This is a genomic window from Bradyrhizobium sp. UFLA05-109 (assembly GCF_054185165.1).
The window spans coordinates 1-547 of the sequence record NZ_JBBIAR010000176.1 but is presented as its reverse complement, the minus strand read 5'-3'; the positions used below and the strand labels follow the sequence as shown (position 1 = coordinate 547).

2 protein-coding genes are annotated in these 547 nt (G+C 60.7%); both read right to left on the bottom strand.

Translation table 11 applies throughout. The features are described 5' to 3' along the window. Window positions 1-241: hypothetical protein (locus Q3C01_RS44920; protein ID WP_458151757.1), on the bottom strand; the 241-nt coding region annotated here is incomplete at its 3' end. Window positions 242-260: 19 nt separating this feature from the next. Next, a partial coding sequence (locus Q3C01_RS44915; RefSeq protein WP_458151756.1) for a hypothetical protein occupies window positions 261-547 on the bottom strand: 287 nt, incomplete at its 5' end.

Here is a 547-nt window from a genome sequence, read left to right as displayed (position 1 = left end):
TCCAAGTGGGGACCGTGTTCGTCACGCCTACCGAAGGCTTATAGTACGATCCCACTGACGGAGCGGTCACAGTTCCAGCAGAAGTCCCCATTGTCCCATAAGTAGTTCTGGGTGGCGTCGTCGCCATTCCAGGTGTCGGCTGGGTTAGGACGTGCTTGTACTTCTTCCCTTCCGCAGCAAAGGGCGCACTCGCCAGCCCCACAGTCACCAGCACGGCAATCAGCAGTCTGCTCGAAATCATGGTTGGTTCTCTCTGAACTTCAGGGTTGTCCCGTATTTCGAAAACCAATCGCCGCCACGACCCGCCTGTTCCAATTAAAATCCGGCCGGAACCGCTGCCCCGCGGTAGCAGCACAAAGAAGGCGCGGTTCAATGTCGGATAGCCGCAGCTCGTCGGGCCAGCGATCGGCGCCCAGAGCCAGGTTGTGGCTGCAAAGATAGTCGGCGCAATAGATCAGAACGCCGCGCATGCCCATCGCCCGCATCTCGCCGAAGGTGATCTTGACCGGCCGGTGACCGGGCGGTGTGCGGTTCTCGCGGCGGGGGC